The 12,424-nt window shown below is 43.0% G+C and carries 12 protein-coding genes; 3 read left to right on the top strand and 9 right to left on the bottom strand.

Translation table 11 applies throughout. From position 1 onward, the window contains the following. Nucleotides 1-2: 2 nt before the first annotated feature. From rimI to rlmE, 6 genes are all read right to left on the bottom strand, one after another. On the bottom strand, nt 3-452 hold the full coding sequence (gene rimI / locus QQK21_RS11650; RefSeq protein ID WP_284192428.1) for a ribosomal protein S18-alanine N-acetyltransferase: 450 nt from the start codon (nt 450-452) through the stop codon (nt 3-5). Nucleotides 453-456: 4 nt separating this feature from the next. Next, on the bottom strand, nt 457-855 hold the full coding sequence (locus QQK21_RS11645; RefSeq protein WP_284192361.1) for a DNA polymerase III subunit psi: 399 nt from the start codon (nt 853-855) through the stop codon (nt 457-459). 98 nt (nt 856-953) lie between these two features. Continuing rightward, nucleotides 954-2,294 (bottom strand): phosphoglucosamine mutase, encoded by a 1,341-nt coding sequence (gene glmM / locus QQK21_RS11640; protein ID WP_284192360.1) that lies wholly within the window; start codon nt 2,292-2,294, stop codon nt 954-956. A gap of 23 nt (nt 2,295-2,317) precedes the next feature. Next, nucleotides 2,318-3,148, bottom strand: a complete 831-nt coding sequence (folP, locus tag QQK21_RS11635; protein WP_284192359.1) for a dihydropteroate synthase — start codon at nt 3,146-3,148, stop codon at nt 2,318-2,320. 50 nt (nt 3,149-3,198) lie between these two features. Further along, entirely contained in the window at nt 3,199-5,151 is a 1,953-nt protein-coding gene (gene ftsH / locus QQK21_RS11630) for an ATP-dependent zinc metalloprotease FtsH (RefSeq protein WP_284192358.1), read from the bottom strand. Between the two features lie 107 nt (nt 5,152-5,258). After that, nucleotides 5,259-5,888, bottom strand: a complete 630-nt coding sequence (rlmE, locus tag QQK21_RS11625) for a 23S rRNA (uridine(2552)-2'-O)-methyltransferase RlmE (RefSeq protein WP_284192357.1) — start codon at nt 5,886-5,888, stop codon at nt 5,259-5,261. A gap of 113 nt (nt 5,889-6,001) precedes the next feature. Here rlmE and yhbY point away from each other — a divergent pair, with 113 nt between their 5' ends. Then, nucleotides 6,002-6,298, top strand: coding sequence for a ribosome assembly RNA-binding protein YhbY (gene yhbY / locus QQK21_RS11620; protein WP_284192427.1), 297 nt, complete (start codon nt 6,002-6,004; stop codon nt 6,296-6,298). Nucleotides 6,299-6,413: 115 nt separating this feature from the next. On the opposite strand, the gene greA is transcribed toward yhbY, so the two are convergent. After that, entirely contained in the window at nt 6,414-6,887 is a 474-nt protein-coding gene (gene greA, locus QQK21_RS11615) for a transcription elongation factor GreA (protein WP_284192356.1), read from the bottom strand. A 527-nt stretch (nt 6,888-7,414) separates the two neighbouring features. Here greA and QQK21_RS11610 point away from each other — a divergent pair. After that, nucleotides 7,415-8,470 carry a porin gene (locus tag QQK21_RS11610; RefSeq protein WP_284192355.1) on the top strand — a complete coding sequence of 352 codons (1,056 nt, stop codon included), beginning with the start codon at nt 7,415-7,417 and terminating at the stop codon, nt 8,468-8,470. A gap of 105 nt (nt 8,471-8,575) precedes the next feature. Then, a complete protein-coding gene (dacB, locus tag QQK21_RS11605; protein WP_284192354.1) occupies nt 8,576-10,009 on the top strand; it encodes a serine-type D-Ala-D-Ala carboxypeptidase in 1,434 nt (477 codons plus the stop codon). On the opposite strand, the gene QQK21_RS11600 is transcribed toward dacB, so the two are convergent. Next, a complete protein-coding gene (locus QQK21_RS11600; protein WP_284192353.1) occupies nt 9,988-10,833 on the bottom strand; it encodes a magnesium transporter in 846 nt (281 codons plus the stop codon). The two genes, dacB and QQK21_RS11600, sit on opposite strands and share 22 nt — an antisense overlap. A gap of 375 nt (nt 10,834-11,208) precedes the next feature. Continuing rightward, nucleotides 11,209-12,396 carry a tyrosine--tRNA ligase gene (gene tyrS / locus QQK21_RS11595; RefSeq protein WP_284192352.1) on the bottom strand — a complete coding sequence of 396 codons (1,188 nt, stop codon included), beginning with the start codon at nt 12,394-12,396 and terminating at the stop codon, nt 11,209-11,211. Between the last annotated feature and the right edge of the window lie 28 nt (nt 12,397-12,424).

Genomic DNA, 12,424 nt, shown 5'->3' with positions numbered 1-12,424 from the left:
GTCTAGAAGAAAAGGTAACTCATTATAATGGCATCTTCTTTGCCATTACTTGTGGGGTAATAGCTTTTTCTTCTATCCACCTCATTAAATCCAGCGGCCTCATACAGGGTATAAGCTCTGTGGTTACTCTCTCTCACCTCTAACCATGCACTTTCAGCATCATGGTTTGAACACATATCAAGAAAAGCGTTTAACAGCACTTTACCATAACCACTACCATGATATTTTGGATCGACAGCGATGTTGAGTAAAGTCACTTCTCCAAGAATATTCTGCGCGTAAAAGTACCCAACGACTTTATTATTTTTATCTAACAAAACTCGGTGACAAGCGCCCCTTCCATCAATACTTTCAATCAGACTCAAGGACCAAGGGTGAGTATGCGCCTGTAGTTCAATAGAAAAAACGTCTTTAACATGAGCCTGTTCAAGAGGCAAAATGTGCAGGGACATAGAATTATCGATTTTCACAAATTTGCTGCCATAAATCACGCCTATTCTTGGCATTACCTTTAACACTGGACAATTCAGGAGAATGCAAAACTCTCCCCTGCATTCTTGCATCAACTGGAGATCCGGAAAACCACACCCAATCTTGATTTTGATTAGAAACAAGGCTTATATACTGTGGATAAATATGCAATGCCTCTTCTAAAGAAAGAGACATGCTGCTTAAGACTTTTTCAAATAACTTCGCATCATCACCAACAGGATAAATTGAAGATACAAACACCAACTTACAGGTTTCCGGTACTTGTATCGAGTCAGGGCTATAGCCCTTAAATCTCTCTATATCTCGCACATCGTACAAGGAAATACCCATTTCGTGTAAATAAGAATCTTGTTTGCTCAGCATAAACTTGTCATGAAAACTAGTCGTGATGATCACATTTTATCGTAACAAACGATCACCAACAGAAAGACTTTGCCCCTTCAGCTAAAGGGTCAAATGATCTATACGCTTGCTTTTACCGCCTCGGCAATTCTAAGCGCTGAATTTTTTACCATATCTGCATCTTGTCCTTCAACCATAACGCGAATCAAAGGTTCTGTGCCTGATTTGCGCAGCAGCACTCTTCCTTTATCACCCAATTCTGCTTCCACAGCATCGACCGATGCTTTGACGTCAATAGACTCAAGTGGATTTGAATCACCACTAAAACGAACATTCTCTAAAACTTGAGGATATAACATCATTCCTTGAGTCAATTGATTAAGAGACATTGTATTGCCGACTACCGCGGCCAACACTTGCAATGCAGCTACAATAGCATCTCCTGTTGTTACCTTATCCAACAGGATAATATGACCCGAGTTTTCAGCACCAATCTTCCAGCCTTTCTCTAAAAGCTGCTCCATAACATATCGATCACCTACAGCAGCACGTACGAAAGGAATACCGAGCTCTTTAAGACCATTTTCCATGCCTAGGTTGGTCATAAGTGTGCCCACAACACCACCTTTTAGCTCACCGCGTTGCAGCATATCCCGAGCAATAATGTAAGCGATTTGATCACCATCGACCTTGTTGCCTAAATGATCAACCATAATAATGCGATCACCGTCACCATCAAATGCCAATCCCAAATCAGCTTGCTCTTCGACGACCTTTCTTTGCAGTGTATTAACATCTGTCGCGCCAACTTGATGATTAATATTGGTGCCATTAGGCTCAACACCGATGGCCACAATTTCGGCACCCAACTCACGAAATACTGATGGCGCAATATGGTAGGTTGCACCATGTGCACAATCGATAACTATTTTTAATCCTGCAAGACTGAGTTTCGATGGAAAAGTACTTTTACAAAATTCTATGTAGCGCCCTGCAGCATCATTAAGTCGGCTCGCTTTACCAAGCACTGCTGACTCTACACACTCAATCTCTTTATCCAATTCAGCTTCTATCGCAAGTTCAATATCATCCGGTAGTTTGGTGCCTTCGGAAGAAAAAAACTTAATCCCGTTATCGTAGTATGGATTATGTGAAGCCGAAATAACGATTCCTGCCTCAGCTCGAAACGTTTGCGTAAGATAAGCAACGGCTGGAGTTGGCATAGGTCCGGTTAAAGTGGCATTCAAACCTGCGGCAGCAAGACCCGCTTCAAGTGCTGACTCAAGCATATAACCTGAAATTCGAGTATCTTTACCTATGATAACCTTTTTGGTTCCTTGCTTAGCGAGAACTCGACCAGCAGCCCAGCCCAGCTTGAGCACAAAATCAGGGGTAATAGGGTACTGCCCTACGTGGCCACGAACGCCATCGGTGCCAAAATAGCGTCTTTTATCAGACATATTTATTCCTTTAGAAATTTTTATCAATATTGGCTTTTCACCATTGAAACGATCTTCATCGCATCAAGTGTTTGCTCAAAGTCATGGACTCTAATGATTTGCGCTCCTTTCATTGCCGCTAAAGTTGCGCAGCTTACACTGGCTGCTACACACTCACTAGGCGCCTTATCAAGCAACTTAAACAGCATAGACTTTCGAGACATTCCGGCCAATATCGGAAGCCCAAATCGATGAAAATCTTCAAGATGCGACAAAATATGATAGTTGTGCTCTAGAGTTTTGCCAAAACCAAAACCTGGATCGAGAATTAATTGATTTCTATTCATACCCAACGCCTCACAAGCTTGTATTCTTTCCTGAAGAAATTCACTTATCTCTTCGAGTAAGTTTTGGTAGTGAGGATTGGTTTGCATGGTGCGCGGCTGCCCTTGCATGTGCATAAGACATATCGGTACATTAGACGCAGCGGCAACCTCGATTGCGCCAGGCTCTTGCAAAGCACGAATATCATTTATCATGTCAGCTCCAGCCGCTACAGCTTGGCGCATCACTTCCGCTTTACTGGTATCAATAGAGATCCATACATCAAATTGAGAACGAATTGCCTTAATAATCGGTATAACTCGTGCCAATTCTTCTTCCAATTTGACATCTGGAGCGCCAGGTCTTGTCGACTCCCCTCCAATATCAATAATACTCACGCCCGCGGCTATCATTTTTTTAGCGTGCCGCAGAGCGAGTTCAAGCGAGTCGTATTGACCGCCATCAGAAAAAGAATCAGGCGTAACATTTAAAATCCCCATCACCTGAGGTGAGGACAAATCTAAAGATTTATTGTTTGCTTTGATTATCATAAAAAATACAAAAACCCCGAGCTGATCGGGGTTTAGTTGATGGAGTTATTTTATTCAGTATCTTTTTTTTCAGGTGCTTGCTCTTCAACAATCTCAGCTGAAGGCACCGTTTCTTCTTGGTTAGAGCCGGATTTAGCTTCAGCTTGAACGTCATCTTTGGCTGCTGGTTTATTGGCATTATCTCCCCAACCTGCAGGCTCTCTAATGTCCGTTTTACGCTCCATTAAATCATCAATCTGACCAGCATCAATTGTTTCATACTTCATCAATGCATCTTTCATCGCGTGCATGATATCCATGTTATCTTCAAGGATCTGTTTTGCACGGGCATAGTTTCGATCAATAATTTTGCGGACTTCGTTGTCGATGAGCTTTGCGGTATCATCTGACATGTGTTTGGTCTGTGTCACACTTCGGCCAAGGAAGACCTCTCCTTCTTCTTCGGCATAAAGTAATGGACCAAGTTTCTCAGAGAATCCCCATTGAGTCACCATCTTACGAGCAATATCCGTTGCACGTTCAATGTCATTCGAGGCACCAGTAGAAACTTTTTCTGGACCATAAATCAACTCTTCAGCCAACCTACCACCATAGAGACTAGAAACCATAGACTCAAGATGCTGACGCGACATACTAACGCGATCTTGTTCTGGAAGGTACATAGTCACCCCAAGAGCTCGCCCTCGGGGAATGATAGAAACTTTATACACAGGATCATGCTCAGGTACCAAACGACCAACAATAGCATGGCCAGCCTCATGATAAGCTGTCGATTCTTTGGTTTCTTCAGACATCACCATAGAGCGACGTTCAGCGCCCATCATAATTTTGTCTTTGGCTAACTCAAATTCAACCATGGACACATTACGCTTGTTACCACGAGCAGCAAACAGCGCCGCTTCGTTGACCAAGTTGGCAAGATCGGCTCCAGAGAAACCGGGCGTACCTCGGGCGATCAAAGAAGGCTCTACATCTCCAGCTAAAGGGACCTTACGCATGTGGACATTGAGGATTTGTTCACGGCCACGAACATCCGGTAAACCCACGACAACCTGGCGGTCAAATCGCCCTGGACGAAGCAATGCGGGATCAAGCACATCTGGTCGGTTTGTAGCAGCAATGACGATGATGCCCTCGTTGCCCTCAAAGCCATCCATCTCAACCAACATTTGGTTTAATGTTTGCTCACGCTCATCGTGACCCCCACCAACTCCAGCGCCTCGTTGACGACCAACAGCATCAATTTCATCGATAAAAATGATACACGGCGCTGCTTTCTTGGCCTGTTCAAACATATCACGAACACGCGATGCACCAACACCAACAAACATCTCAACAAAATCAGAACCTGAAATCGTAAAGAAAGGAACTTTGGCTTCACCAGCAATCGCTTTAGCAAGCAGCGTTTTACCTGTTCCAGGGGGACCAACCATCAAGACACCAGTAGGAATTTTACCCCCTAACTTCTGGAATCGGCTCGGATCCCGTAGGTAGTCAACCAGCTCTTTAACGTCTTCTTTCGCTTCATCACAACCCGCAACATCACCAAATGTGGTTTTGATTTGCTCTTCACTCATCATCCGAGCTTTGCTCTTACCGAAAGACATGGCGCCTTTGCCCCCGCCACCTTGCATTTGGCGCATGAAGAATATCCATACTCCGATCAGCAAGATCATTGGGAACCAAGAAATGAATATGGTTCCCAGCAAACTTTGTTCTTCTGGTGGTGTACCTTGTACTTTCACATTCTGGGTGATCATGTCGTCCAAAAGCTTCTGATCGTACACAGGCATATAAGTCACATAACGCGAACCACCACCACGGCGAGTAAAGGTAATCTCCTCGCCTTTAAACGTTGCATCTTGAATTTGGCCTTGACCAACTTCTTTTACAAATGTGGTGTAATCAACCGCTCTGCCACTGCTGTCTCCAGGGCCAAAACTCTGGAAAACCGACATCAATACGACGGCGATTACAAGCCATAAAATTAAATTTTTTGCCATATCACTCAAGGTGTAAGCCTCGCGATAAATAGTTGTAATTAAAGGTAGGGTACTACAGTTTGTAAACTGTAGCTACAGTGTTAACTTATGCTCTACTAAGCAAATCGTTAACCTTTGTAACCAGTGGCTACTATAAATACTTCTCGGGAACGAGCCCTCGAAGAATCAGGTTTGCGGATTTTCACGACTTTAAACATATCGCGAACATCCTTAACATATTGGTCGAAACCTTCACCCTGAAAGACTTTCACAACAAAGCTACCATTGGGTGCTAGAACTTGTCGACACATATCTAAAGCCAGCTCAACCAAATACATAGCTCTTGGTTGGTCTACAGAATTATTTCCAGCAATATTAGGCGCCATATCAGACATAACTACATTCACCAGAGATGGCTGAATTTTGTCCAACAAAGCATCCAGCACCGCTTCCTCTCTAAAATCACCTTGCAGAAAGCTCACCCCAGCAATAGGATCCATAGGAAGCAAATCACACGCAATGATTTTACCCTCTTCACCTACTATCTTAGCAGCATATTGAGACCATCCACCTGGTGCTGCACCTAAATCCACTACGACCATGCCAGATTTAAGAAGCTTATCTTTATTCTGAATCTCTTCTATCTTGAAATAAGCCCGAGAACGATAGCCCTTCTTGCGAGCTTCGTTGGCAAATTTATCGTCGAAGTGCTCTTTCAACCAACGGCCTGAACTCGCTGAATGTTTCTGTTTGCTCATCCAAATCCTAATATACTAGCAGGGGTCTTCACCCAATAAATTATAGTCTTCAAGGATAGATGGCGTTAAAATGGTATTTTTCAACCCTTAAAGTAAATAAAATTGGCCGCACGATGAACTTAAGCACCAAACAAAAGCAGCACCTCAAAGGCCTAGCGCACAGTTTAAAACCTGTCGTGCTTATGGGCGCAAATGGACTTACTGAAGCTGTTCTAGCGGAAATTGAGATCGCTCTTAACCATCATGAACTGATAAAAGTTAAAATAGCCAGCGAAGATCGCGAGACAAAAAACCTAATCGTAGAGGCGATTGTTCGTGAAACTGGCGCTGAAAATGTACAGGTAATAGGTAAGACTCTTGTCCTGTATAAGCAAAGCGATGACGCAAAAATCGACTTGCCACGTAAGTAAATGACCGTCAGGTTTAGCACAAAGGTCGCCTAGAGCGACCTTTCGATTTAAACTATATCGACTGAAAATAAGTTGCAAAGCACCACACTAGCTACTTAGCGCACACAGATAGTGATTATCGATACTCAACACTATCAATTTCAAAGTCGCGATCACCACCAGGAGTTGAAATCACCACTTCATCGCCTTCCATTTTACCAATCAAACCTCTGGCGATAGGCGAGCTCACTGAAATACGCCCAGCTTTAATATCAGCTTCATCTTCACCAACAATCTGATACGTTTTTTCATCTTCGGTATCACAATCGATGAGGGTTACTGTCGAACCAAAAATAACTTTACCAGAGTTCTCCATCTTCGACACATCAATCACTTGAGCTACCGACAATTTGTATTCGATGTCTCTAATCTGAGCCTCACAAATACCCTGCTCCTCTCTAGCTGCATGATATTCTGCGTTTTCTTTTAGATCGCCAAGTTCGCGGGCTTCTGCAATAGCTTCGGAAATTTGAGGACGAAGCTTGAGTAAACGATCTAGTTCTTCACGCAGCATTTGTTCACCGCGTACTGTCATTGGGACTTTTTCCATGTTTTACCTCATTGCCAAAGCTATCTTTGGACAAAACGAAGCCACCCAATCGAATCGACTGGGTAGCACATTAGTTAACTCTATTTTCTCTAGTGTAAACAAAGTTAGCGACTAAATCACCTGAATTCATCTTCAGATCTTACTGCATTGTAAACAAAGCAATTATGTGAGCTAAATCATCAATTTAAATTTATTTACATCCGCTCTGATAAATAAAAAAAACTAAAGGAAAACCCCCATAATAAGCATACTAAAAACTTAAATTTATCATTTAAAAACAATATATTGAGCATTTTTTACCAAAAATAAAACATCGTTCAAAATTTGCATTTATATCTTTTTACTAACCTATCGGGGAACTTTGGCGGTACAACAGAAGCCAGCAAGGCCTCTATGGCTCAAGTTGCGTGCTTAAGTTGTCACTAAAACTGTGCACGTAGAGCTGTAGAACGGAAGAAAATGGAAAAGACAAAATAGCGACTCTTTTCCCAAAAACGATGTATGGACAGTAAATTAGGACCAATAAGATGAACAAAACTCTGATCGCTCTAGCCGTTTCGGCTGCCGCTGTTGCTACTGGTGTAAATGCAGCAGAAATCTACAACCAAGATGGCAACTCCATCGAGTTGGGTGGCCGCGCTGAGGCACGTCTAGCACTCAAAGATGGCAAAGCGGAAGACAACTCTCGCGTGCGCCTAAACTTCCTAGGTAAAGCACAAATCACTGACGGCCTATATGGTGTGGGTTTCTACGAAGGTGAATTTACAACCAATGATAATGGTGGTGCGACCGATGGCAACAATAGTTCATCAGATCTGACCAACCGTTACTTGTATGGTGGTATCGGTGGTACATTTGGTGAAGTAACTTATGGTAAAAATGACGGCGCTTTAGGTGTTATCACTGACTTTACCGATATCATGGCTTATCACGGTAACTCTGCGGCATACAAAATTGCAATAGCTGACCGTTCAGACAACATGGTCTCTTACAAAGGTCAGTTCCAAAATCTGGGCCTAAAAGGCAGCTACCGTTTTGCTGATGCTGAGGCCGACGGTAACAATGGCTATACTGATAATGATGCGGATGGTTACTCTCTATCAGCTATCTACGCAATCGGTGAGACTGGCATTAAGCTAGGTGCGGGTTATGCAGATGGTAATGAAGCTGAACTGGATAACAACGGAAATGCTACTGGTCAGTTGAATGAACGTAGCCAATATATGCTAGCGGCATCTTACACAATCAATGACCTTTATTTCGCAGGTACTTTCGTTGATGGCGAAGACCAAATCAAAGGTCAAACAGATACCACAGACCTAACTGGTTATGAATTTGCAGCTGCCTACACTATGGGTCAAACTGTATTTACCACTACTTACAACTATCTTGAAAGTGACACATCCGGCACTACTAAAGACGAAGCAGATAACGTAGCAATCGATGCGACTTACTACTTCAAACCAAACTTCCGCGGTTACATCTCATACAACTTCAATCTGCTTGATGAAGATGCAACGAAAGGCATCACTAAAGCTGATGCAGAAGACGAACTAGCACTGGGTCTACGTTACGACTTCTAATTTACGAGTAAATATTACCGTGTTATCACGCCCGCTTATAGCGGGCGTTTTTTTTACTGGCTATACTGGGTTGGTTTTTTGCCTTTGGTTATGTGACTTTATTCTATGCAGCTGTCCAGATTATTTTTGCCGTTTTTAGTTCTGCTCTTTTCCCTGTCAACTTTCGCCTATACCCCTATGGCTCAATTACCACAAGGAAGTCGAGCCAGCCTTATCGTTGAGTCGCTAAACCAACGTAGTACCCTACTTGATACACAAAATGGTGACCTTCTTTTCCCCCCCGCAAGCACTTTAAAGCTGGTGACAGCTTTAGCTGCAAAGCTCGAGCTTGGTAACGATTTTCGTTATGAAACGCGACTGGAACAGAGAGGTCAGGACATTGTTATCGACTTCTCTGGTGATCCAACATTAACCACAGAGGATCTAATACAACTGTTTTTAATTGCCAAAAAAAACGGGTTAACGCAAATACATGGTGATATCTGGCTCAACAATAGCGCCTTCACTGGTTACGATCGTGCGGTAGGTTGGCCATGGGATATTCTTGGCGTCTGCTACAGTGCCCCAGCAACCGCGGTCACTTTAGATGGAAACTGTGTTCAAGCCTCAATTTATACCGAGGACAACGGACGCACTAGGGTTTATGTACCAGAACACTTTCCTGTATACGTCACCACAAAAGCAACAAGTGTTAGCAAAGATTATCAAGAAAGCACACAATGTGACCTCGAGCTAATTACCGCTTCCAATAATCATTACCAGTTGCAAGGCTGCTTGATTGAAAGAACCAAGCCTTTACCGCTTAAATTCGCCGTTCAAGACCCTGAACTTTATACTCAGCGCATGTTAAGTAACGTATTGAATCAAATAAATGTATCTTTCTCTGGTTCAGTCAATGTAGGTAATCCCACCGATACATCAGTGATGACTTCCACCCTAGCGACTCATTATTCATTACCGTTAACCAGCTTGCTTACAACTATGCTCAAAGAGTCCGACAACTTAATTGCTGATAATTTAACCAAAACGCTTGGTGCCAAGTTCTATATTCAACCGGGCAGTTTTAGCAATGGTACTAAAGCTATCAAACAAATCATTTTTGCTCACACAGGAATAGACCTACGTAATATACCTATGGCTGATGGTTCTGGACTTTCTCGTAACAACCGTTTCTCAAGTCACACCATGGCCCAGATTCTACGTCATATATGGTTAAACGATGAACAGCTCAATCTAATCGACTTAATGCCAAAATCAGGGGAATCAGGAACGCTCAAATATCGGCGTAGCATGAGAAAAGATCCGATAAAAAGTCGTATTATCGCCAAAAGTGGATCGCTTTATGGTAGTCATAATATGACCGGATTTGGATTGGATCTTTCAGGGGAACCTTCAACATTATTTGTGCAATATGTCGCTGATTATTACCCTGAAAAGAAAAGCAGCGACAGTCCTCCAACCGTCGCTCCAATTACTCTATTTGAAGAAACTTTTTATAAAGATGTCGTCAAATTTAGTCAGCTAATGCCCAAAAAATGATTGACGACATTAAAGAAGATCCACATCCCTGAAATATCAACTATCGATGCTAATACTGGACTCACTAAAACGGCTGGGTCCAATTTGCACCCCCTTGCTAAGATAGGCAATAGTCCTCCCAAAGTTGTCGACAACGTCACTTGGATAAACAGTGCAACAGCAATAGCGCTAGCAATGACATTGAGACTAAACCCTCCGGTTGAGGTAGGATCGCTAAACAACATGACTCGAGCAACGATTACTATTGCGATCGCCAGCGCTAAGCAGACCGCTACTCGACTCTCTTTCCAAAAAACAGCAAACCACTGTCGTTTTCTAAGTTCACCAGTAGCCAAGGCCCGAATAACTAAGGTTGCTGCCTGGGTGCCCGTATTTCCACCAGCTGCCGCTATAACAGGCATATAAACCGCTAACAAAACAAGCTGACTAAGCGTGTCTTCATACTGAGAGATGATCAGCCCAGAAACAATGCCTAGTAGGGCCAATGAAATAATCCAGCCAATACGCTGCTTCACGTGCTCCAAAACGGATGTGTTAAGATAACCACCTGTCGTTTCAACTTCTGAATGGATAAAGCCCAATCTGTGTGCGTAGTGACGTGCCAGTTTGTCGTATCCATCATTTTCCAGCATAGCAATGAGCTGCTGCACGTATCCAACTGAACAGTGCTGCAAAATCGCAACAGCCTCTTCAAGCTGCATGACCGTGAGTAGGTAAACCTGTTTATCTTGCTCATATTGCAAAAAAGCATTGCGAGCAGCCCCTATTTCTTGATCTGAAAAGTAGTGGGTATTTTCAATATATGCATTGTTCATTACCTTCATGGCGAATCTCCCGATTGGCATAGGTAACGACCATCAAGTCACGACGACCGTGAAAGTAGCAATCACAGACGTGTAGCAACTAAAATTCTAGAGAGGAAGGAGAAAAACGTGAGTTTTTCTTTAGAAAAGAAGTACTCCGCCACATGGCAGAGACATGAACAGTCAACACCGATGCAGGCTTAGTTTTCTCCCTCCATACTAGGAGGATGGTCGGTATTGTTCATAAAAATCTCCAAAAGAACTGCCAAGATGACAGCAGCAGGATAATATCAAAGAACGGTATTTATTCCAGTCAAATCTATGAAAATAATCACAGTATTGATGAGCTAACTGAGTAAAAAGCGCCTATCGACGCTTTTTTATACCATCTAACAACTAGTTAATTGTGATACGAGCAAATTTGCGCTTACCAACTTGGAAAACATACGTTCCAGCAGCAGGGGTAAACTTAGCATCTGATATTTTTTCACTATCAACCTTAGCCGCGCCTTGTTTCACCATTCGCATCGCCTCTGAAGTCGAAGCACACAAGCCTGCTTCTTTTAGCAAATTACTCACTGGTAGCCCTGCATCAAAAGTAAATTCAGGCATTTCATCTGGAACTTGATTCTTTGCAAATCGATTGACAAACTCTTGCTCTGCGGCTTCTGCATCAGCTTCACTATGGAAACGCGCAATAATTTCTTTAGCAAGTAGGACTTTAATATTGCGAGGGTTTTCTCCTTCAGCAATACTTGCCTTAAACTGAGCAATTTCTTCTAACGGACGGAAAGACAGTAAATCATAGTAACTCCACATCAACTCATCCGATATAGACATGATCTTACCAAACATTTCACTTGGCGCTTCACTAATACCAATGTAGTTGTTGGCAGATTTAGACATCTTCTTCTCGCCATCAAGACCAACGAGCAGCGGCATCATCAAAACAACTTGTGGTTTCTGTCCATTCGCTTTTTGTAGTTCACGTCCCATTAACAAGTTAAACTTCTGATCGGTTCCCCCAAGTTCAACATCCGTTTCCATCGCAACAGAATCCCACCCCTGAAGCAACGGGTACATAAATTCGTGAATTGCGATCGGTTGGCCGCCTGCGTAACGTTTTTTAAAATCATCACGTTCAAGCATTCTTGCCACCGTCTGGTTAGCTGCAAGACGAATCATACCCTCAGCGCCAAGCTCAGAAAGCCATTCTGAATTGAATTGAATCTTAGTTTTCGCCGGATCAAGAATTTTAAAAACCTGCTCTTTATAGGTTTCTGCATTACGAATAACATCCTCACGACTTAAAGGAGGACGTGTGGCATTTTTACCGGTTGGATCACCCACCATCGCGGTAAAATCACCGATAAGGAAAGTGACATCATGACCAAGCTCTTGGAACAAACGGAGTTTATTGAAAATAACCGTATGACCAAGGTGAATATCTGGAGCGGTAGGGTCCGCGCCCAATTTAATACGCAAAGGGCGCTTTTCTTTTAGCTTTGCTATCAACTCTTCTTCAGGGATAAGCTCTTCAACGCCGCGCTTAATCTCGGCTAGAGCCGCTTCAATACTCGCCATTCTTGTTCACTCCCACAGATTTGGCAAA

This window comes from Vibrio zhanjiangensis, assembly GCF_030161235.1.
Lineage (GTDB): Bacteria > Pseudomonadota > Gammaproteobacteria > Enterobacterales > Vibrionaceae > Vibrio > Vibrio zhanjiangensis.
Note: the sequence above shows the minus strand (reverse complement) of the source record. Positions and strands in the feature narration are given on the sequence as shown.

Coding starts and splice junctions, on each gene's coding strand:
- glmM (WP_284192360.1), bottom strand. CDS start 2,294: ATGTCTGATAAAAGACGCTATTTTGGCACCGATGGCGTTCGTGGCCAC.
- QQK21_RS11645 (WP_284192361.1), bottom strand. CDS start 855: ATGCTGAGCAAACAAGATTCTTATTTACACGAAATGGGTATTTCCTTG.
- dacB (WP_284192354.1), top strand. CDS start 8,576: ATGCAGCTGTCCAGATTATTTTTGCCGTTTTTAGTTCTGCTCTTTTCC.
- ftsH (WP_284192358.1), bottom strand. CDS start 5,151: ATGGCAAAAAATTTAATTTTATGGCTTGTAATCGCCGTCGTATTGATG.
- rimI (WP_284192428.1), bottom strand. CDS start 452: ATGTCCCTGCACATTTTGCCTCTTGAACAGGCTCATGTTAAAGACGTT.
- yhbY (WP_284192427.1), top strand. CDS start 6,002: ATGAACTTAAGCACCAAACAAAAGCAGCACCTCAAAGGCCTAGCGCAC.
- rlmE (WP_284192357.1), bottom strand. CDS start 5,888: ATGAGCAAACAGAAACATTCAGCGAGTTCAGGCCGTTGGTTGAAAGAG.
- QQK21_RS11610 (WP_284192355.1), top strand. CDS start 7,415: ATGAACAAAACTCTGATCGCTCTAGCCGTTTCGGCTGCCGCTGTTGCT.
- folP (WP_284192359.1), bottom strand. CDS start 3,148: ATGATAATCAAAGCAAACAATAAATCTTTAGATTTGTCCTCACCTCAG.
- tyrS (WP_284192352.1), bottom strand. CDS start 12,396: ATGGCGAGTATTGAAGCGGCTCTAGCCGAGATTAAGCGCGGCGTTGAA.
- QQK21_RS11600 (WP_284192353.1), bottom strand. CDS start 10,833: ATGAAGGTAATGAACAATGCATATATTGAAAATACCCACTACTTTTCA.
- greA (WP_284192356.1), bottom strand. CDS start 6,887: ATGGAAAAAGTCCCAATGACAGTACGCGGTGAACAAATGCTGCGTGAA.